Source organism: Enhydrobacter aerosaccus (genome assembly GCF_900167455.1).
GTDB classification, from domain to species: domain Bacteria; phylum Pseudomonadota; class Alphaproteobacteria; order Reyranellales; family Reyranellaceae; genus Reyranella; species Reyranella aerosaccus.
Window position 1 is genome coordinate 1,677,644 of record NZ_FUWJ01000001.1, and the last position, 19,356, is coordinate 1,696,999.

Annotated in this window: 15 protein-coding genes; 7 read left to right on the forward strand and 8 right to left on the reverse strand. The window is 66.1% G+C overall.

Features of this window, described 5'->3' with window-relative positions; all coding sequences use genetic code 11:
* Positions 1-34: 34 nt before the first annotated feature.
* The 3 genes from B5D62_RS08025 to B5D62_RS08035 all read left to right on the forward strand — a co-directional run bounded on the left by B5D62_RS08025 (position 35) and on the right by B5D62_RS08035 (position 2,783).
* Positions 35-1,054: an HlyD family secretion protein gene (locus tag B5D62_RS08025; RefSeq protein ID WP_170920825.1), complete on the forward strand. Its 1,020-nt coding sequence runs from the start codon at positions 35-37 to the stop codon at positions 1,052-1,054.
* Positions 1,055-1,059: 5 nt separating this feature from the next.
* Positions 1,060-2,073, forward strand: coding sequence for an FUSC family protein (locus tag B5D62_RS08030; protein ID WP_085933227.1), 1,014 nt, complete (start codon positions 1,060-1,062; stop codon positions 2,071-2,073).
* 212 nt (positions 2,074-2,285) lie between these two features.
* Positions 2,286-2,783 (forward strand): HNH endonuclease signature motif containing protein, encoded by a 498-nt coding sequence (locus B5D62_RS08035; RefSeq protein ID WP_085933228.1) that lies wholly within the window; start codon positions 2,286-2,288, stop codon positions 2,781-2,783.
* Positions 2,784-2,834: 51 nt separating this feature from the next.
* Here B5D62_RS08035 and B5D62_RS08040 read toward each other — a convergent pair whose 3' ends face one another.
* Positions 2,835-3,890: a hypothetical protein gene (locus B5D62_RS08040; protein WP_085933229.1), complete on the reverse strand. Its 1,056-nt coding sequence runs from the start codon at positions 3,888-3,890 to the stop codon at positions 2,835-2,837.
* A gap of 204 nt (positions 3,891-4,094) precedes the next feature.
* Here B5D62_RS08040 and B5D62_RS08045 point away from each other — a divergent pair, with 204 nt between their 5' ends.
* A complete protein-coding gene (locus tag B5D62_RS08045) occupies positions 4,095-5,096 on the forward strand; it encodes a Bug family tripartite tricarboxylate transporter substrate binding protein (RefSeq protein WP_170920826.1) in 1,002 nt (333 codons plus the stop codon).
* Between the two features lie 337 nt (positions 5,097-5,433).
* On the opposite strand, the gene B5D62_RS08050 is transcribed toward B5D62_RS08045, so the two are convergent.
* The 4 genes from B5D62_RS08050 to B5D62_RS08065 form a co-directional block, all read right to left on the reverse strand.
* Positions 5,434-6,282 carry a DNA cytosine methyltransferase gene (locus B5D62_RS08050; RefSeq protein ID WP_085933231.1) on the reverse strand — a complete coding sequence of 283 codons (849 nt, stop codon included), beginning with the start codon at positions 6,280-6,282 and terminating at the stop codon, positions 5,434-5,436.
* Positions 6,283-6,377: 95 nt separating this feature from the next.
* Positions 6,378-7,500 (reverse strand): peptide chain release factor 2 gene (gene prfB, locus B5D62_RS08055; RefSeq protein ID WP_139373761.1). Its coding sequence is split into 2 segments (ribosomal slippage): positions 6,378-7,430 and positions 7,432-7,500, totalling 1,122 coding nucleotides; the frame shifts between segments, so codons are not numbered across the junction.
* Between the two features lie 603 nt (positions 7,501-8,103).
* A complete protein-coding gene (locus B5D62_RS08060) occupies positions 8,104-10,584 on the reverse strand; it encodes a penicillin-binding protein 1A (RefSeq protein ID WP_170920827.1) in 2,481 nt (826 codons plus the stop codon).
* A 72-nt stretch (positions 10,585-10,656) separates the two neighbouring features.
* Positions 10,657-11,484, reverse strand: coding sequence for an N-acetylmuramoyl-L-alanine amidase family protein (locus B5D62_RS08065; protein WP_085933234.1), 828 nt, complete (start codon positions 11,482-11,484; stop codon positions 10,657-10,659).
* Between the two features lie 461 nt (positions 11,485-11,945).
* On the opposite strand from B5D62_RS08065, the gene B5D62_RS08070 reads away from it, so the two are divergent.
* Positions 11,946-14,822: a ribonuclease E/G gene (locus B5D62_RS08070; RefSeq protein WP_085933235.1), complete on the forward strand. Its 2,877-nt coding sequence runs from the start codon at positions 11,946-11,948 to the stop codon at positions 14,820-14,822.
* Positions 14,823-14,923: 101 nt separating this feature from the next.
* Here the strand turns inward: B5D62_RS08070 and B5D62_RS08075 are convergent, their stop codons facing one another.
* Complete coding sequence (locus tag B5D62_RS08075; protein ID WP_218190975.1) at positions 14,924-15,466, reverse strand: TetR/AcrR family transcriptional regulator; 543 nt, start codon at positions 15,464-15,466, stop codon at positions 14,924-14,926.
* Between the two features lie 248 nt (positions 15,467-15,714).
* Here B5D62_RS08075 and B5D62_RS08080 point away from each other — a divergent pair, with 248 nt between their 5' ends.
* On the forward strand, positions 15,715-16,512 hold the full coding sequence (locus B5D62_RS08080; protein ID WP_085933237.1) for an alpha/beta fold hydrolase: 798 nt from the start codon (positions 15,715-15,717) through the stop codon (positions 16,510-16,512).
* A 215-nt stretch (positions 16,513-16,727) separates the two neighbouring features.
* The gene (locus B5D62_RS08085; RefSeq protein WP_139373763.1) at positions 16,728-16,913 is read left to right on the forward strand and encodes a hypothetical protein; all 186 of its coding nucleotides are present in this window, start codon (positions 16,728-16,730) and stop codon (positions 16,911-16,913) included.
* A gap of 148 nt (positions 16,914-17,061) precedes the next feature.
* Here the strand turns inward: B5D62_RS08085 and B5D62_RS08090 are convergent, their stop codons facing one another.
* A complete protein-coding gene (locus B5D62_RS08090; RefSeq protein WP_085933239.1) occupies positions 17,062-17,754 on the reverse strand; it encodes a GntR family transcriptional regulator in 693 nt (230 codons plus the stop codon).
* A gap of 100 nt (positions 17,755-17,854) precedes the next feature.
* Positions 17,855-19,183 (reverse strand): MFS transporter, encoded by a 1,329-nt coding sequence (locus tag B5D62_RS08095; protein ID WP_085933240.1) that lies wholly within the window; start codon positions 19,181-19,183, stop codon positions 17,855-17,857.
* Positions 19,184-19,356 lie beyond the last annotated feature (173 nt).

Here is a 19,356-nt window from a genome sequence, read left to right on the forward strand (position 1 = left end):
AAGGTTGCGGAGGCGGCGCGCACTTGCACATGCGTTGCATCCGCTCGTCCTGGTCGATTGCTTCGAGGCGTGTGTGCTGTCCTTCGTCGAACGTCATGTCGTCGCCTGCCTTATCGGCGCGATCGCCGCGGTCTTCCTGGTCTACGAGATCTCGGTCGGCTTCTTCGCCTATACCGGCGACGCCTTCGTCGAGACGGACGTGATCTTCCTGGCGCCGGAAGTGTCCGGCCCGATCGCCGCCCTGCCCGTCATCGACGACACCGTCGTGCGGGCCGGCGACACCGTTGCCCAGATCGAGCCACAGCCGTTCGAGATCGCGGTCGCCTCGGCCGAGGCCGAAGTGGCGCTGACGACGGAGCGCATCCGCCTGGCCGAGGCCGCCATCGCCGAGGCCACCGCCACGGTCGCCGCCGCCCAGGCCTCGCTCAAGGATGCGCTCACCGAACGCGCCCGCGCCGAGGCGCTGGTACAGAGCGGCGGCGTGTCGGCTGCGGCATGGGATCAGGCGCGGCGCGATGCCCGCGTCGCCGCCGCCGACCTGCGCAAGGCCGAGGCGCTGGCGTCGGTGTCGGAGACCCTGGTCGCGGTGCGCCGCGCCGAGCGCGTGGCGGCCGGCCAGGCGCTCGACAAGGCCACCTACGATCTCTCGCGCACCCGCCTCGTCGCGCCCGTCTCCGGCCGGGTGGCGCCGCTGGTGGCGCACACCGGCGACTATGCCACCACGGGCAAGACCGTGGCCGCCATCGTCTCCGACGAGAACTGGTACATCAAGGCGGCGCTGAACGAGCGCCATCTCGCCCGCGTGCGGCCCGGCCAGACGGTGCTGTTCACCATCGGCTCCGAACCGTGGCGGCTGCATGTCGGGACGCTGCGCGCGGTGGCGCCCGGCATCGCCCGCAACGACGCCGATCCGCGCGCCCTGCCCTACGTGCCGCTGGATGTCGACTGGATCCGCGTGCCGCGCCGCTTCCCGGTGATCATCGACATGGGGCCGCTGCCGGCGGAGCGTCCGCTCTATCGCGGCGCCGATGCCCGCGTGCTGATCTGGTTCTGACCGCCATGGAGACGCCCGGCTGGGACGCCCGCCAGGGCATCCTCACGGCGGCAAGCGTCGTGCTGGCGGTGGCGTTCGCAGCCCTGCTCGGCATCGACGGCCTGTGGTGGGCCGCCATCTCCGCCTGGATGGTCGCCAACCCCGATTTCAGCGCCCTGTGGCGCAAGGCGATCATGCGCCTCCTCGGCACCGCCGTCGGCCTGGCGCTGGGCTACTGGCTCGCGATCGTCATGGAAGGCTTCCCGCCCTATCAGGCGCTGGCTGTGTTCGTCGCCTGCGGCCTCGGCTGCTACCAGCGCTTCGCCAGCCCCTACGGCTACGCCTGGTTCTACGGCTGCCTCACGCTGATGCTGATCGTCACCGTCAGCATCATCGAGACCGATACGCTGTTTATCTACGCCCAGTCGCGCTTCCTCGAGATCGCCTGCGGCGTCGTCGCCAGCGCGCTCGTGCACGCCGTGCTCCTGCCCCGCCGCTCGACCGCGCCGCCGCCCCCACCGGCCGCGGCCGACGGCGACAAGTCGGGCCTGTTCTACGCCGCGCTCGTCGGCGGCTTCTCCGGCGTCGCCCTGATGGCGCTGTGGTCGCTGACCGGACTGCCGGCGCTGTCGCAGGCCATCCTCTCCTGCATGTTCGTCGTCGACCGCGACTTCGGCACCGGCCGCGTCCGCGCCCGCCAGCGCTTCATCGGCTGCCTGCTGGGCGCAGCGCTGGGACTCGCCGCCCTGCTGTTCGAGCTCGACAGCCTGCCCGTCTACGCGACCGTGCTGTTCGCCGGCATCTTCTTCTTCTCCCGCCTGCATCACGGCGGCGGCCGGCAATCCTATATCGGCACCCAGGGCGGCCTCGCCTTCATCGCCGCCCTGGTCACCGACGGCGGTCCCCCCAACGCCCTGCTGCCGGTGATCGACCGCGTCGCCGGCATCTTCATCGGGGTCGCGGTGATGGTGACCATCTCCTACATCCTCGTCACCCTGATGGGCCGGCCGCGATCGGCACCGACGACATCCGGCACCTGAAAAGAGATCCCTCGACTGCGCTCGGGACGATGGAAGTGCATCTCGGGATGACGATGGAAGTGCGTCTGTCAGGATGTGGCCGGCGTCGAACGCTCCATCCGAAATCTCCGTCATCCCGAGCGTAGTCGAGGGATCCGTTTCGGCGGCATGCGCCCACGGGGAGTAAAGACCAGAATCGTCGTGGCGCGGACGGCTGCCTTATCCTGGCGCGCATGAAACGGTCCGATCGCCCATCGCCGGCGCAGAAGCCCCGCGCTGCCCGGCGCCCTCCTCGCAAACGCACCATCGGCAATGGCAAGCGCTGCCCCAAGGCCTGGAGCGCGGCGCAGCGCCTGGCCCATCACACGCGCCGCGACCCGTTGAGCGGCTGCCTGATCTGGCAGGGCCCGCCCAACGCCAAGGGCTACGGCCAGGTCCGCTGCCACCAGCGCACCTGGCTGGCGCATCGCTGGGCCTGGACCATCGCCAACGGCCCGATCCCGCCCGGCGCCTTCCTGTGCCATCGCTGCGACGAGCGCCGCTGCGTCAACCCCGAGCACCTGTTCCTGGGCACGCATGCCATCAACATGGCCGACCTCAAGGCCAAGCGCATCGCCTGGGCGACGCCGGCCGCGCTCACCGTCTCGCCGGATGCGGCGGCGATCCGCATCCTCTATCGCGGCATCGAGCTGGTGGGCGAAGTGGTGCTCAAGCCCGTCCGCGGCTCGTGACAGCGGCCGCGGATCGGCCGCCCTTCGCCAGCCTCATTGGACTCACTGCCCTCATTGAATCGTGCCGATCAGCAGCCGCGTGGGCTTGAACATGCTGTAGGGGTTCGGTCCGCCCATATCGAAGTAGGTGACCTCGCAGACGTCGTCATAGACCCAGCCGATACCGCCCGCCAGGGAGCAGACGACCTGGTCGAGGCCGAACTCGTTCTTGCCGATATTCACCACGTTGGGCGGGAACCGACCGGCATTGCCCGGCTGGCGCTTGTTGCTGCCCTCGGCCCAGCGCGCGCCGCCGCCGCCGGCAAGCACGAGGAAGGCGATCGGACCTTCCAGGGGTTGCGGGGCGCCGCCGTAGCTGCCGAAGCACTGCCGGCCGGTCCACAATCCCACTCTCGTCCCCGGCGCCGAGCCTCCGTGACGGCCGCGGCAGACGGCATAGTGCGGCTCGTCGGGTGCGACGACGACATTGGCCGGCGGTGCCCCCGCAGCGACCCAACGGTACTGCGGGACGCCCGTGCCGTTGTTGGGCGCCGGCCCGCCCGCGGTCCCGGCCGTGGCCGCACCGGCGGCCGGACCGCCGGACGCCGCGCCGGGAGCGCCGACCGGCCGGTCGACGCCGAGCAGCACGAACACCGGCGCCTGGCCGTTCGTCGCCAGCACCGTCGAACACGTCCCCTCATAGAGCGCGCCGACGCCGCCCTGCTGGCTGCACACATATTGGGTCGTGATGCCGCCGAACAGGTCGCCGGCATTGAGCGCCCCAGCCAGCGACCGGCGCCCTGGCACCCAGCGCGCCGGGCTGCTCCCCGGCGCCACGACCAGGAACTGGAGCTCGCGATTGGAACTGACCTTGCTGCCGCCATCGAAGATCATGCAGTGGCTGCCGTCCCAGGAGCCGACCCACAAGCCGCCGCCGCGGTTCTGGGCACGGCAGGTCGCAGCGTGCGGCGGCTCGGGCGCGGTGACGGCATTGGCCGGCGGCGCGCTGGCCTTGACCCAGTTGTAGACCGGCATCGCCTCGCCCTGCGCGGCGGCGACGCCCGGCAACACCAACACCCCGAGCAGCGCCGCTGCCATGGCAGCCGCCGGCCGAATTCGATCGAACATCTCTCTCCCCGTTTCCCACAGTCATGTCGCGATGCCGGGGCTCCTCGCCCGGGCCTTCGCGATATCCCGTCAGGCCGGGACGGAGTCCAGCGAGCCGACTGGCCGTGCCTCTGGAAAACCGCGCGCCAAGACGGCCGGCAATGCTTGCGAGCCGCGCCGCAACGGCATCCAATGGCCGAAAGGACAAGTTTGCGGGGAAACGACATGACAGGCATCAGGATCGGCCGCCGCCGCGTGCTGGGCGGCGTCGCGGCGGTGGGCACGGCAACGATCGGCAACCCCTTCCTCACCCGCAGCGCCCGCGCGCAGGCAACCTTCCCGAGCCAGGCGGTCACGCTGATCGTGCCCTTCCCGCCCGGCGCCTCGACCGACGTCACCTTCCGCATCGTCGCGGCCAAACTCTCGGAGATGTGGAAGCAGCCCGTGGTGGTCGACAACAAGGGCGGCGCCAACGGCATCATCGCCGCCGAGGCGGTGGCGCGGGCGAAGCCGGACGGCCACACGCTGCTCACCACCTCGTCGATGACGCATGCCGGCAACCCGGTGCTCTACGACAAGCTGCCCTACGACCCGATCCGCGACTTCGAGCCGGTGACGCGCATGAGCCTGGTGCCGCTGGTGATGCTGGTGCATCAGGGCCTGAAGGTGCGGACGCTGGCCGAGCTGACGGCCAGGCTGAAGGCCGAGCCGGGCAAGCACAATTTCGGCTCCGGCGCGATCTCGGCGCGGGTGGCGGGCGAGCTCTACCGCATGCTGACCGGCGTCGACGCCGTGCACGTCGCCTACCGCAACAACCAGCTCGCCGCGCCCGACCTCAAGGCGGGCACGATCTCCTTCATGGTGCCCGACCTCTCCAGCGCCAAGATGATCCTGCAAAGCGGCTGGGCCGATGCGCTGGCCGTGACGCAGAAGGACGCCAGCCCGATGCTGCCCGGCGTGCCGGGCGCCGACGTCGCCGGCCTGCCCGGCTTCGTCTTCACGACCTGGTCGGCCGTCTACGCCCCACGCGGCACGCCGAAGGCGATCGTCGATAAATTGAACAAGGACTTCATCGCCGCCGGCACCTCACCCGAGGTCAACGAGAAGCTGCTGGCGCTGGGCGGCCCCATGACCCCGACCAGCCCCGAGGAGCTGCGCCAGTTCACGCTCAGCGAGATCGAGGCGTGGCGGAAGGTGGTGAAGGCGGCGGATATCAGGATTGAGTGAGGGCGGGCCTTCACAACCTAGGTTTCTTTCTTTCACTGCCAGCAACAGAATTTCAATCGGGTCTAGCCCAACTTGTTCGAAGCTTACCGATCGGTCTAGATCAGCGCTTTCCAATTCTTGCTTTCTTATTTTTGTGCGGACTCTTCTATTGGCTGGCCAGCCATGCAGGTCTAATTGAGATGCCTCTGTCAACACGGAGGTCGCAATGATTGTGTTCTCACCACGAATCACGATTACGATCAGCGGGCCGATCGGCGCCCCTATCATCCTTCTTTTGATCAAACTATCGGGGCTACTGTGATCTATGGACACGATGTCAAAGGCGGCCAGATCATCGTTAATGTCCAGGATCAGGAGCAAAGACATCCATATCGGCGGTTTTGGGTTCTAGAAACCGAGTTGATTTTGGCTGCATTGTCCAATGATTAGGATGCACAGGGAACTTCGAAGGATCAGCCCCAAACTTGAAAAACACCGGCTTTTTTAGCCCGCCAATCACATCTCGAACAGTTGTCGCGCCGGTATGACATTTGCGAGGCCGCACTTCGATGTGATTTCTTCCAGCTCGAAGACCGGATAAGACGATTCGACGACGAGTCTGGGGCACTCCGAAATCCAAAGCGCACAGTTCTTTTTCTGTGACATCAAAGCCAAGTCTTTCAAGTCCTGAAACAAGCGCTTCGTATACTTTGGAATGCCGCTGATCTCGTATGCCCAGGACATTTTCGAACACAACGAATTCTACTGTATATCGAGTCTGTAGCTTCCTAACGATGCGAAGGTATAGTGAGGGTAGCTTATTCCGCGGATCGTTCGTTTGAGCTTGGGTATTCGCTCGCGAAAAGCCCTGGCAAGGCGGCCCGCCTATGACTCCTATGCGCTGTCCAACTGCAACAGTTTTACTTACGTATCTGAGGACACCTGCCGGCCCAAGTCGAAGAAGATCTTTTGCGTAAGACTTTGCTCTTGGAAAGTTTGCTTTATGCGTCATCACAGCGGCTTCAGACGAGTCGATCGCGAGGCCAATTTTAAAGCCGGCTTGCTTGAAGCCTAGGTCCAGTCCACCAGCGCCGGCGAAGAGGCTCACAATTTCGATGTTGTGGCAGGGGGATGGAGCTTTCACAACTTTAGGTGCGACTTCCATCGGCCCGTCCTCAGCGGAAGGCTCATAAATGTCGCGACGCATCTCTAGTTCTCTTCCAGTTTTGTATTGTTCGTGCTCCCCATACAACCGTTAGTTATCATGAATTCTTGGCTACAGAAACCGACAATACTCAAGCCTTAGGCCGCTTCCTTATCCTTACCCTCGCCCACGCGCGCCGCGAGCGACGCCGCCATGAACTCGTCGAGGTCGCCGTCGAGCACCTTCTGCGGGTCGGAGCGTTCGACGTTGGTGCGCAGGTCCTTCACCATCTGGTAGGGCTGCAGCACGTAGGAGCGGATCTGGTGGCCCCAGCCGATGTCGGTCTTGTTGGCCTCCGCCTCCAGCCGCTCGGCCTCGCGCTTCTGCAGCTCCACCTCGTAGAGGCGCGCCTTCAGCATCTGGATCGCCTTGGCGCGGTTCTGGTGCTGCGAGCGTTCCTGCTGCACCGCCACGGCGATGCCGGTCGGGATGTGGGTGATGCGCACCGCCGAATCGGTCTTGTTGACGTGCTGGCCGCCGGCGCCCGAGGCGCGGTAGGTGTCGACTCGCAGGTCCTTGTCGACAAGCTCGATCTCGATGTTGTCGTCCACCTCGGGATAGACCCACACCGAGGCGAAGCTGGTCTGGCGCCGCGCGTTGCCGTCGAACGGGCTGATGCGCACCAGCCGGTGCACGCCCGATTCGGTCTTCAGCCAGCCATAGGCGTTGTGGCCCTCGACCTTGAAGGCGCACGACTTGATGCCCGCCTCCTCGCCCGCGCTCTCCTCGAGCCAGCTCACCTTGAAGCCGCGCCGCTCGGCCCAGCGCGTGTACATGCGGGCCAGCATCTCGGCCCAGTCCTGGGCCTCGGTGCCGCCGGCGCCGGCATTGATCTCGACATAGGCGTTGTTGGCATCGGCCTCGCCGGAGAGCAGCGTCTCCAGCCGCGCCTGGCGGGCCTCCTCGCCGGCGACGCGCAGGGCGGCCTCGGCGTCGGCGATCATGGCCTCGTCCTTCTCGGCCTCGGCCATCTCGATCAGGCCGACATTGTCGTCGACCGCGGCGCGCAGGCGCTTGATGGTGGCGATGGCGACTTCGAGCTTCTGCCGCTCCTTCATGACCGCCTGGGCTTCCTTGGCGTCGTTCCAGAGCGCCGGATCCTCGGCGCGCGCGTTCAGCTCGTCGAGACGGACGACCGCACGGTCGTAGTCAAAGACGCCTCCTCAGGAGTTCCAGCGACTCCTCGATCTGGCTCACCATCGCCTGGGCTTCGGCACGCATCGCTCTACTCTCTTTCCTGTGTCCGGGGCCTGTGTCCTGCGCCGCTGTCCGGGAGGCTCCCCCTCACCCGCCCTCTCCCCCTCCGGGGGAGAGGAGGAAGACGGCGGGAGGGGTCTAGGGACAAACGCGCCGGACCGTCAAGCGCCGCCTCGATGTCATCCCGGGAACCGTGCCCATCGCAAGGTTCCGCGCCCCCAAAAGACCCGCATCCCCAAAGAACCGTGTCATCCCGACCGCAGGGAGGGATCTCGTCTTCTTCCCCAAAGAACTGTGTCATCCCGAATCGCGCGCGGTAACCTGCGCGCTCAAGTGAGGGATCTCGTCTTCTTCCCCAAAGAACCCTGTCATCCCGAACGGAGTGAGGGATCTCGTGGCAGGCGCCGATCAGGGATCCCTCCCTGCGGTCGGGATGACACAAGAGCGCCACTGGAGTGGCGCGCTCCGATGAGCCTCGGGGGAGCGCGCCACTCCAGTGGCGCTCTTGAATCATGACGGCGCAACTCCGGTTGTGCGCTCCGATGAGCTGCCCTCTGGCGCCGGTGGAGAGGAAGTCCTCACCCTGAGGAGCGGCCGCAGGCCGCGTCTCGAAGGGTGAGCGAGCGCTCAGTATGTCTCGCCGGTACCGGTCAGGGTTGGGCGCGGGCCGCCGCCGCCGGCGACGGAGCCGCCTTCGGAGGGGTCGACGCCGGAGATCGCGGCGGAGCCGTCGAGCACCTGCTGGTTGTCGCCGGTGGGTTCGGTGCCGGGCTTGAAGGCCTCGTCGATCGCCTGCGGGTCGCCCGGATAGGTCGGCTGGCCGGTATCGTGGTTGACGCGCACGATGCGCAGGCCGGGCGGGATGCGGAACGGCACCGGCGGCTTGTCCTTGTAGACCACCTTGGCGATGCGCTCGTAGATCGGCGCGGCGGTGAAGCTGCCCTGCTCGCTGCGGCCCAGCGTGCGCGGCTCGTCGAAGCCGACATAGATGCCGATGGTGAGATCGGGCGTCGAACCCAGGAACCAGGTGTCCTTCGAATCATTGGTGGTGCCGGTCTTGCCGGCGATCGGCCGGCCGAGCGCGGCGAGCTGGGCGGCGGTGCCGCGCGTCGTCACGCCCAGCATCATGTTCACGACCTGGTAGACCGAGGCCGGATCGTGGAACGGCTTGCGCGGATCGACGATGCGCGGCGGCTTGGGCTTCTGGCCGGCGGCCGCCTCGCCGCAGCCCTCGCAGACGCGCGGCTCGTGGCGATAGATGGTCTTGCCGTCGCGATCCTGCACGCGATCGATCAGGCTGGGCGTGATCTCGTGCGCGCCGTTGGCCAGCATGGCGTGCGCCATGGTCATGCGCAGCAGCGTGGTGTCGACGGCGCCCAGCGCCATCGGCAGATAGGCGCCCATGTTGTCGGCGATGCCGAATTCCTTGGCGACATCGACCACGCGCTTCATGCCGATCTGCTGCGCCATGCGCACCGTCATGAGGTTGCGCGACAGTTCGAGGCCGCGGCGCACGGTAGCCGGGCCCAGCGATTCCTCGTTCTGGTAGTTGCCGGGCCGCCAGATCGGCTGGCCGTGGCCGGGGTCGTATTCGAACGGCGCGTCGAGCACCAGGGTCGAGGGCGTGATGCCGGCATCCATCGCCGCCAGATAGACGAACGGCTTGAACGACGAGCCGGGCTGGCGCTGCGCCTGCACCGCGCGGTTGAACTGGCTCATGCCGTAGGACCAGCCGCCCGACATGGCGAGGATGCGGCCGGTCTGCGGCTCCATCACCACCACGGCGCCGTTGACGTTCGGCACCTGGCGCAGGGCATAGGTATTGGCCGGATAGGGCTTGTTGTTGGCGCCCTTCTCCACCTTCTCGACCACGATCACGTCACCGACGCTGACGACGTTGGCGGGACGGCCGGGATAGCCGCCGACATTCTGCTCGGGCAGCGTCGGGCGCGCCCACTGCATCTCGGCGAACGGCACCGTGCCCTCACCGTTGTCGGGCAGGCCGCCGATCTGCACCTGCTGCGGCTCGACCTTGGTGACGACGGCGAGCTGCCAGGTCGGCGGGCCGTAGAGCGGGCGGCGCTGCTGGATGCGCGCGAACTCCTCCTGCCAGTTGGTGCTCATGTCGGCGATCCTGGCGTAGGGTCCGCGCCAGCCGTGGCGGCGGTCGTAATCGATCAGCCCGGCCCGCAGCGCCTTGTCGGCGACTTCCTGGATCGCCGGATCGAGCGAGGTCATGACCGTGAGGCCGCCTTCATAGAGGCCCTTGTCGCCATAGGCCGACAGCAGGTTGCGGCGCGCCTCCTCGGCGAAGAAGTCGGCGCTCACGACCTCAGTCGGGCCGCGCTTGCGGTATTGCAGCTTCTCGGCCTTGGCGGCCTGCTCCTCGGCGGCGGTGATGTAGCCATCGTCGCGCATGCGGGCCAGCACGTAGTCGCGCCGGGCGTAGGCGTCCTTCTCGTTGCGGACGATGTTGTAGCGATTGGGGGCCTTGGGCAGCGCGGCGAGATAGGCCATCTCCGACAGGCTGAGCTCGCCCAGCGAGCGGTCGAAGTAGTTGAGCGCGGCGGAGGCGACGCCGTAGTTGCCGGAGCCGAGATAGATCTCGTTGAGATAGAGCTCGAGGATGCGATCCTTGGAATAGGTCTCCTCGATGCGGAAGGCCAGGATGGCCTCGCGGATCTTGCGCGCGAGCGTCGCCTGGTTGGAGAGCAGGAAGTTCTTGGCCACCTGCTGGGTGATGCCCGAGGCGCCTTCCGGCCGCTTGCCGGGATTGGCGAGGTCGGTGATGGCGGCGCGGATCATGCCGATCACGTCGACGCCGGGATGGCTGTAGAAGCGCTGGTCCTCGGCCGCGACGAAGGCCTCGAGCAGGCGCTTGGGCATGGCGGCGACCGGCACGAAGATGCGCTTTTCCTTGGCGTACTCGGCCAGCAGGCGGCCATCCGAGGCGTAGAGGCGCGATACGGTGGGCGGCTGGTAGTCGGCCAGCTGCTTGTGGTCGGGCAGGCCGTGGCTGAAATGCCAGAACAGGCCGGCCACGGTGCCGACGCCGACGATCAGCCCGGCGACGCAGAAGGCCAGCAGAATTTTGACGAGGCGAGTCACGGTTACCTTAGTACAGGGCTTTGCCGTCGGTTCAAGGGCGCGGCGGATGGGGCCGAGGATAGTCGGGGCGAGTTACGCCTTTCTTGTGGCAGAACCCGCGCCGAAATAGGCATCGATCGAGGCGCGCAGCGCCCGGCCCAGCGCCACCTGGTGCTGCTGCACCGTCAGGAGCTTCTCGTCGTAGCGATTGGACAGATAGCCCAGTTCTACCAGGGCGGCCGGGATGTCGGGCGAGGTCAGGACGGCGAAGCCCGCCTCGCGGTGGGTGCGTGGCAGCAGGCGCACGCCGCTGCGGCCGAAGGTATGGACGATGGTGTCGGCGAAGCGGCGCGAATCGTTGCCGGTGCCGCGCTGGGCCATGGCGACCAGGGTCTTGGTGACGCTATCGTCGGGCTGGGCGCCGAGCCGCATGCCGGCGAACATGTCGCGATTCTCGCGCGCCGCCAGGGCGGCGGCCTCGCGGTCGCTGGCCTCCTCCGAGATGGTGTAGACCGAGGCGCCGCGCACGTCGGGATCGGGGTGGGAATCGGCGTGGATCGACAGGAACAGGTCGGCCTTGGCCGCCTCGGCCCGCGCCACCCGCTCACGCAAGGGCACGAAGCTGTCGCCGGCGCGGGTCAGCAGGACGCGGTAGCGGCCGCCCTGCTGCAACTGCTGCTGCAGGCCGCGCGCCACGGCGATCACCACCCGCTTCTCCTGGGTGCCGCCGACGCCCAGCGCGCCGGGATCGGCGCCGCCATGGCCGGGATCGAGCATAATGGTCTTGGGCCTGGGCGGGACCGGGATCGGCAGGCGGCTTTTCTTCACCGCGGGCGAGGCCAAGCTCGATTTTGCCCCCATAGCGACCGCTCCCAGAGCCAGGGAAGCGGCGAACAGAGCGCGACGGCGAACGACGATCATTGGCGCCAAGTCCGGGGCAGAGGGGCGGCATTCTTATGGCAGTTTCTTAAAGCAATATATGAGGATACGAATAATTTCAAGGTTTTTCAGTCAGTTATGGCTTGTTTTAAAGAACATCAAGGTTTGGGTTGTCGGTCCATTTGGAACCCCGTATGTTGCGTTCCGCGAGCAGTCGCCGTCGTTCGAAGCGCCCTCCCGAGGAGGCCGCGCTCCGACGGCAGTCACCGCCGGGTCGCCTTTTCTACAAGGTAGGTTCGCGGGATTGTCAGGTAGGCGGTGGCTATTAGGAAACCTCGAGGTCGGCAGGACCCAGTTCGGTCCGGCGATGCGATGCTTCCCCGTCTTGGCCGGTTGTCGGCCGTTCGACGGGTCGATGGCGCACCGTCCCCCTCGCGCCAGAGAGGCGGCCTGGCCGCTGGTCGCTCGCGCCGGTCGAAACCAGGTCCCTCGGGAGCGAGCCCATGGCAAGGCGCATGCTCATTGATGCCAGCCACCCCGAAGAGACGCGCGTGGTGGTCGTCGACGGAACACGTCTGGAAGAATTCGATTTCGAAACCGCGTCGCGCAAGCCCCTCAAGGGCAACATCTATCTCGCCAAGGTGATCCGCATCGAACCCTCGCTGCAGGCCGCCTTCGTCGAATACGGCGGCAACCGCCACGGCTTCCTGGCCTTCTCCGAAGTGCACGCAGATTATTATCAAATCCCGGTTGCGGATCGGGAGCGGTTGATTGCGGAGCAGCAGCGGTTGCAGGCGGAGGCGGACGAGGAGCCGGAGCCTTCGGCTGGCAGGATAGACCGCACCGACATCGACGACGCGCGCGAAGAGCGAGCGGAGGCGATTGCGGCAGCGGAACGGCTGGAGTCCGCTCACCTGGAGGGTGATGACGTCCGCGCGGTGGCCGAGGTCGCGCCATCGGAAGCACCGGCACCGGACACGGTTGCAGAAGCCGCGCCCGCCGAGGGGCTGCCCGCTGGCATCGAGGCGCCGGGCGAGTCCGTGCCGGTCGAGGTCGTCCCGCACGCCCAGCCCGCCGCAATGGCGGCCGAGCAGCGGATCGACGGTCCCGCCCTCGAGGCCGACCCGACGCCCGATGCCCCGGCCACCGATGCCTCCGTCACCGAGGCCCCCGCTACCGAGGCCTTGGAGACGACGGGCGAGGGCGCCGCGGCGGAAGGCGATACCGTCGGCGTTCCGGTCGATCCCGCCGAGGCGCCGCAGCCGGACGTCACGGTCGAGACGCTAGGCGGCGACGATGCCGTCGGCGAGGAACGCGAGACGCGCGAGCGTCGGCGCCGCCAGCCGGTCCGCCAGTACAAGATCCAGGAAGTCATCAAGCGCCGCCAGATCCTGCTGGTGCAGGTCGTCAAGGAAGAGCGCGGCAACAAGGGCGCCGCCCTCACCACCTATCTCTCGCTGGCCGGCCGCTACTGCGTGCTGATGCCCAATGCCGGCCGCGGCGGCGGGATCAGCCGCAAGATCTCCAACCCCAGCGACCGCAAGCGCATGAAGGAGATGCTGGCCCAGCTCGAGGTGCCGCAAGGCATGGGCGTGATCCTGCGCACCGCCGGCCTCGAACGCTCCAACATCGACATCAAGCGCGACTACGAATACCTGTCCCGCCTCTGGGACTCGATCCGCGAGCTCACCATGCGCTCGACGGCGCCGGCGCTGATCTACGAGGAAGGCGACCTCGTCAAGCGCTCGCTGCGCGACGTCTACGATACCGACATCGCCCAGGTGCTGGTGGAAGGCGAAGCCGGCTACCAGGCCGCCTCGGAATTCATGCGCCAGCTCATGCCGCACGAAGCCGGCAAGGTGCAGCTCTACGACGAGCCGATCCCCCTCTTCCATCGCTACCAGGTGGAAAACCAGTTCGACGCCATGCATTCGCCGGTCGTCCAGCTGCGCTCCGGCGGCTACATCGTCATCAACCCGACCGAGGCGCTGGTCGCCATCGACGTCAACTCGGGCCGCTCCACCAAGGAGCGCAACATCGAGGAGACGGCGCTGCGCACCAACATCGAGGCCGCCGAGGAAGTGGCCCGCCAGGTCCGCCTGCGCGATCTCGCCGGCCTGATCGTGATCGACTTCATCGACATGGAGGAGACGCGCCACCAGCGCCAGGTCGAGCACAAGGTCAAGGAGGCGATGCGCAACGACCGCGCCCGCATCCAGATCGGCCGCATCTCCGCCTTCGGCCTGCTCGAGATGTCGCGCCAGCGCCTGCGTCCCTCCCTGCTCGAGCACTCCACGGAGATCTGCCCGCATTGCGCCGGCACCGGTCGCGTGCGCTCGATCGAATCGGCGGCGCTGCATGCCTTGCGTGCCATCGAGGAGGAAGGCGTCCGTCGCCGGTCGAGCGAGATCATCGTCAGCGTGCCGCCCAATGTCGCGCTCTATCTCTTGAACCAGAAGCGCCACACCCTGTCGGAGATCGAGAAGCGCTACGGTTTCCACGTCACGGTCGAGGCCGACGAGGAGATGCACGCCGCCGACTGCGAGATCGAGCGCGTCCGCTCGCGCCGTGGCGAGGAGCCGCGGCCGATGCACGAGACCGCGCGCGCCAGCTACGACATCGAAGGCCAAGGCGCGGAGACCGAACTGCCCGAAGGTGAAGCCGCTGAAGCGGCAGAAGGCGATCGTGTCGGTGGCGACGAAGAAGGTGATGGCCGCGGACGCCGTCGCCGGCGTCGGCGTCGGCGCGGCCGCCGCGACGAGCAAGGCGAGGGCGAAGAGGCACGCCCCTATGCCGAAGGCGAGACCGCGCGTGCCGATGGAACTCCGTCCGAGGAAGGCCCGCAGGCCGAGGGCGATGATTTGCCCGAGGGCGAAGAGCCCGGTGCTCGCGCAACCGAAGAGCATGCCGAGGAAGGCGACCGCCAGGAAGCCGATCGCCGTCGCCGTCGCGGTCGCCGCGGTGGCCGCCGCCGTCGCCGCGAGAATGGTGAAGGCGAATTCGGCGATCAGGCCGGAGATCATACGGGCGAGCGCGCCGCGCCCGATCAGGGCGGCTGGGAGCCTTCGTCGGAAGATCAGCCCACGGCCCCTGCCACTCCGATCAACGGCTCGGCCGTGGATCAGATGGAAGGAGCGCACATGCCGGTGGAGCGGCCTCCCTACGAGCCGCAGCCAGCGATGACGACCGACAATCTGGTCCCGCCCCCACCGCCGATTGCGGCACCGGCCGAACCCATCGTCGCCGCCGCGCCGCAGCCGGTACCGGCCCAGACAGAGGCCGCAGAACCGCCGCCTCCCCCGCCGCCGGCGATCGTCATTCCGACGATCTCGACCGATACGCCGCCCGAGAAACCAAAGCGCGGCTGGTGGCGGCGCTAAAAGCGGACTGTGTGGAAATTGCTGAGAGCCTCACCGTCGGGTGGGGCTCTTTTGCTTCGTGGCTCCGAGTCTGCGCGCGTCTCGCACCGAAGGCCTTCGGATCACGGCCTCAGCGCATGCCGGGTGGCCCGCTCGGCTTCGTCGATGATCGCTTTGACCCGCGCCGGGGGTGGAGTCGAGATCAGCTGCAGGGCGATCCCGCGTAGGAGGCCAAGGAGCGATACGGCCATGGCCTCGGGGTCGGCGTCTGCTCGCACCGAGCCGTCGCGGATCCCTTCGCGGACCTTGTCGGCGAGCAGGCGCCGGAAGCCGGCGTCCTGTTCCGCGTACAGCGGCATCAGGATGGGATCGGTGGCAATCGCCTCGCCCCACATCTGCAGGAACGCGCGAACAGCCGGACGTTGGCTGCTGACGTTCTTCAGGTAGGCACGAACCGTTTGCGTCAGCCAGACTCCGGCGCTCTCCCGAGGATCCGGCAGGTCAAAGATCTGGGCATCGCGCATCACCGCGCGGAGCAGATTCTCACGGCTGCCGAAGTGATGAGAGACGATCCCCCGGCTGTACCCGGCGGCCTCGCCCACCTTCGCCAGGGTGAGCGCGCGCGACCCGTGCTCGGCAATCAGTGCCGTCGCGGCAGCTATCACCTTGCGTTCGGTCTGCTCGCGACGCTCTTGCTGCGTGCGGCGAGCGGGAGGCTGATCGGGCGTCAGGGCTGTTCAGACATCGGGGCGACGGAGCATCTGCTCCGCCAGTGTGCGCGCTTGTCGCGCCGATAGCACGCGCCACGGAGCGCGTGCAAGCGGTCCGGGAGCAGCGATCGGCCATGGAATTCGCCTGTCGATCAGGCCATGATACTTGTGTGTTGTTCAACAAGTATGTAGGAGGTAAGCTCATGCCGCGCACTCCACTCGTCCTCGTCCATGGCAACCCCGAGTCGGCGGTCATCTGGGGACCGCTCATCGACGAGCTCGACCGGGCCGACGCGGTCGCCCTGTCCCCGCCCGGCTTCGGCGTCCCCGCCCCCCGCGCCTTCGACCCGTCGATGACGGCCTATCGCGACTGGCTGACGTCCCAGTTGGAGCTGTTCCGCGCTCCGGTCGACCTGGTGGGACACGACTGGGGTGGAATCCACGTCGCGGCGCTGGCCATGAGCCGTCCGGATCTGATCCGCAGCTGGGCCTCCGATGCGCTCGGCGTGTTCGCGCCCGATTACGTCTGGCATCCGCGGGCGCAGGTGTGGCAGCAGGAGGGCCCAGGGGAAGCCTCGGTGCAGGAGCTGTGGGGAGGCGACCTGCAGCAGCGACTCGCGGTGACGTCGGCCCTTGGAATGACCGGGCGCATGGCGGAGCGGGTCGCGGCAGGCATGGATCCCGAGATGGGGCGCGCCGTCCTCAAGCTGTTGCGGTCGGCCCGGCAGCCGGCGATGTCCGAAGCCGGACAGCTCCTGCCGAGCGCCGCACAACGCCCGGGGCTCGCTCTCATCGCCGTCGACGACTTCGGGCGAGCCAGCGGGACGTTGGAGCAGCATGAGTGGGCGGCCCAGCGATCGGGCGCGAAAATCGCGCGTCTTGCCGGCGTGGGCCACTGGTGGCCCGAGGAGACGCCCGCGCCGGTCGCCGAGGCTCTGAAGAACTTCTGGGCGGAGCTGCCGGATCCCACCGAGGCCCCGGCGACCGGCTCCAGAGGGTAACGTCTGGCATCGGCGGCGTGGAGTGCGGCTATCACGATCACAGAGGAATTGGACACCGACGTCACCGGGCAAGCCCAATTTGGTCACTCGTGAGTTGCGAGCCGAATCCGGATTGCGCTATGGGGTGTACCTCTGAGTACCCACCTCTCGCAGTCGAGAGATTGTCGATGCTTGGTCCGGTCTGCTTCTGCTTTCACGCCGCTTCGGCAGTCGCCGTGATCGGCATCGCGCTTCTGCTGATCCGCAAAGCTCGCATCCAATTCACGCCCGGCAATCTGATCACGGCGTTCCAGCATCATCGGCGTCTCAACGCGCAGATGCTCTTGCTCTGCTATGCGGCCGCGTTCTTCGAGGGACTCCGTTTCGTCGCCGAAGCATATGGCCCCGACATACATCTTTGAGTCACCGCGACCAGCGCCAACCGCAGCGACCAGGCGTCCCATGAACTTCTCGGGATGAGCGTACGGCGCGCGGCTCGGCAAGATCCAACGGAGCCTTTCTTGCGATGACGATGCTGCTGTGTCTCCAGCGGCGAGTACGCTTGTATGGCTACTGAATCATGCTGATGTTCTCGAGCGGCTTGTCGCTGCGCAGCATTCTTTGCACGACGCGGTCACGCGATTGCTTTATGTGCTCAACCACGGCCTTTCGAGCAGCGGCCCCATCTCTCCTCGCAAGAGCGGCAACAATGTCATCATGATCGTGCTCGAGGTCTCCGCCTCCTACCTCGCTTAGATCGGCAAAAAGAAGCCGTTGAATTTCATCGAACGTTTGCTTCGTTGCCTTGAGGAGCCGCGAGTTGTCAGCGATCCGCGCAATCAATTCATGAAAGGCCTGATTGGCCTGCATGAAGTCTCTATAATTCCGTGCACCGCCAATGAGGAGAGGCACGGACGATAAGCGCTGCATCTCGGCAATATGCTGGTCTGTAATTCGTGGCGCGGCGAGCTCCGCGGCTGCGCCTTCGTTGATCATGCGCATCTGTACGAGTTCATGGAAATCGCGCAGGGTTAGCTCGGTAACAGCGTAGCCCCGTCTCGGTATGACCCGGACCAATCCGTCCTGGCGAAGTCGCGTCAATGCCTCGCGCAAGGGCGATGTGCTGACCTTATAGCGCGCAATAAGATCTGCTTCGTTGAACACTTGCCCTTGAGGAATCTCTCCCAGCGCGATGGCTACGCGCAGATCCTCGTAGACGCGCTCTCCCAGCGAAACCTTTACGGCAGTCTTGATCTTGCTCATTGAGTGATCTGGTCCATTTCCTTCGCGAAGAGATCGCTCCCCAACGGCTAACCCCGACGAAATCCCTAATCGACAAAGTCCGTGTTTGGAGTGTGCGCCATCATATCGTGCCCGGGACGAAAAATCGTCGTGCGACAAGAACGGTCGCAAGAGCCGCGACAAGAGAGACGATTCCGACTGCGACGAGTCCGGCGGTGACGTCACCTGCCTGCGAGGCCAAGAGACCGAGGCCGTAAGGCGCGAGGAAGCCGCCGAGATTGCCAAAGGAATTGATTACGGCGATCCCGCCTGCCGCCGCAGTGCCTGCGAAGAGCCGGTTGGGCATCTGCCAGAAGACGGGGATCGCCCCGTAGGCGCCGCCCAGCGCGAAAGCAAAGGCGACGATTGCAATCTCTGCCGCGCTATGAAGGAAATTGGCGACGGCACCAAGCGCGACGCCCGCGACGACCAAGGATAAGACGCACAGGATCAGCGGGCGCCCGGTACGGTCGGCAGCAATGCCATTGAGGATCATGACAGCCGATCCGAACAGCGAAGCTCCAGACACGATCCAGCCGATGGTCGTAAGACTGCCGATCCCCGCTTCCCGGATGATTGTTGGCCCCCAGAAGGCCACCGTGGCATTCGCGACGATCACGCACAGATAGACAAAAGTGAAGGCCCACAAGCGCAGATCGCGGATTATCACTCTGAAATCGTGCTCTCGGCTCCCAAGCATGATGTGGTCTCGTTGGAGATCGGCGGCAACGGCGGCACGCTCCTCGGGCGAAAGCCAGTGCGCCTCTTCGAGCCGGTTGGTGAGATAGAATAGGCAGAAGATGCCGATCATCACCGTCGGCACTCCCTCCACGATAAACAGCCACTGCCATCCAGAAAGACCGATATGGCCGTGGAATGTACTCATGACGAATCCGGCCAGCGGGCCGCCGAAGACACCGGAGAGTGCGACCGAAGACATGAAGATGCCAAACACCCTCGCCCGGCGATCGGTCGGAAACCAGAGAGTTAGATAGAGGATGACGCCGGGAAAGAAGCCTGCCTCAAAAGCGCCGAGCATAAATCGCAATGCGTAGAATATGGCCGGCGTCGTCGCAAAGGACATCAGCACGCAGGTCATCCCCCATCCGATCGCGATCCTGGCAATTGTCTGCCGAGCGCCAATCCTCTGGAGCAGAAGATTGCTCGGCACTTCGAATATCAGGTAGCCGATAAAGAAGATCCCCGCGCCCAATCCATAGACAGCATCACTGAAGCGCAGCTCATCCATCATCTGTAGCTTGGCAAAGCTGACATTGACGCGATCGATCCACGCCAGAATCCACAGCAGCATCAAGATCGGGACGACTCGAAAAGCGATCTTTCGGTAGATCGACCCCAACTCATCTGCCGACCCGACGATGAGTTCGGCGGAGCTCACATCATTGCTCATTCTGCTTCCTCCCGATTAAGGCCCGGTGTGCTGTGGGTCGCACGATAAAGCATCATAAAAACTTGCAGCCGATCTGTTTCCGGTCGCGCAATCTCTGGGAGTCCGCGGCCAACCGATCCGAATTTTCCGACTTTCCTCGTTGCACGCCTGCTTCTTTGCATATATCTAAAAAA